2 protein-coding genes are annotated in these 1,072 nt (G+C 57.5%); both read right to left on the reverse strand.

All coding sequences use genetic code 11. The features are described from left to right. Positions 1 to 108: 108 nt before the first annotated feature. Positions 109 to 270 carry a hypothetical protein gene (locus CW742_RS14800; RefSeq protein ID WP_292421707.1) on the reverse strand — a complete coding sequence of 54 codons (162 nt, stop codon included), beginning with the start codon at positions 268 to 270 and terminating at the stop codon, positions 109 to 111. Between the two features lie 60 nt (positions 271 to 330). Continuing rightward, positions 331 to 882 carry a chemotaxis protein CheW gene (locus CW742_RS14805; RefSeq protein ID WP_394339475.1) on the reverse strand — a complete coding sequence of 184 codons (552 nt, stop codon included), beginning with the start codon at positions 880 to 882 and terminating at the stop codon, positions 331 to 333. Positions 883 to 1,072 lie beyond the last annotated feature (190 nt).

The raw sequence follows: 1,072 nt of genomic DNA on the forward strand, positions 1-1,072 counted from the left end.
CCATGGTAGCACTGCCAGAGGACCTGCACCGCATGGTTCCTCACCTCTTTTTTCATTGATCCCGCAACTGCATTCAGGACCATGATGGCCCCCCGGTTACGTCGCCATTCATGCTGTCGCCCTGCTCCTGCCAGTCCAGCCAAATTCCTGGTCAGGCGCATACTCCCGGCCGCACTCGCTGCAGAAGCACGGCCCGTGGGGCGGCCCTTCAACGAACCGCCGGCACTGGCAATGGTACACGATATCCTTCACTTCCGTATTCGATGACATCTCTTCAGCTCCCCTTCGTTCTTCACGCAGATCCATCCACCAGCCGGTTAACCGGGGGGGTCATGCCTCCCCGATATCGCTGAGCAGGTGCCGGATATCGATCCAGATGATCAGCTCGTGACGCTCCTGCTCTTTCTCCTTGATCTTCTTCTTGATGATCCCGTTGATGGCAGCGTCCTCCTGCCCGCTGGAAGCGGAGGTGTTGTCGATCTCGTTCCGCTCGAATGTGGATACGGCAAGCACATCGTCGACCAGGATCCCGGTCTTGGCTTTCGTGATCTTCTCGTCAAGCACGATGATCCGGCTGCTCTCGATGGGCTGGTCGGACTTGTCGATGATGTTGAGCCGTTCTTTTAAATCGATGATGGTGGTGATCTCGCCCCGGAGGTCGATGATCCCTTTCATGTAGGTGGGGGTGTTGGGAAGCTGGGTGATGGAGGTGTACTCGACCACCTCCCGCACATCGAACAGGTCCACGGCGTAGTGCTCCTTCCCGAGCAGGAACTCCACTACCTGGAGTATACCGGTCTGGTGCATGCCGTGTGACGCAGCCACATCCCGAACATGTGGTTCAGGTGCTGCAATCCCGGTTTCCGCTGATGCTTTTGTCATGATACCCGACCCCCGCATCAGACCCTGAAATTCGAGACTTCTTTTGTCACTTTGTCAACGATGGTGTTCACGTTTGCAACAACTTTGGTGATCTGGTCGATTGCAGCGCTCGACTCCTCGCTTGCGGCAGCAGCGTCGGTTGCCTCGCGGGTCGTTGCCTGCATGAGCCCGCCGACCTCGTTGATGCTTG

Origin of the sequence: Methanoregula sp. (assembly GCF_002835825.1) — an archaeon.
Lineage (GTDB): Archaea > Halobacteriota > Methanomicrobia > Methanomicrobiales > Methanospirillaceae > Methanoregula.

Excerpts from the sequence above, each read along its gene's own strand:
- CW742_RS14805 (WP_394339475.1), bottom strand. The coding sequence starts at position 882 with ATGACAAAAGCATCAGCGGAAACCGGGATTGCAGCACCTGAACCACAT.
- CW742_RS14800 (WP_292421707.1), bottom strand. The coding sequence starts at position 270 with ATGTCATCGAATACGGAAGTGAAGGATATCGTGTACCATTGCCAGTGC.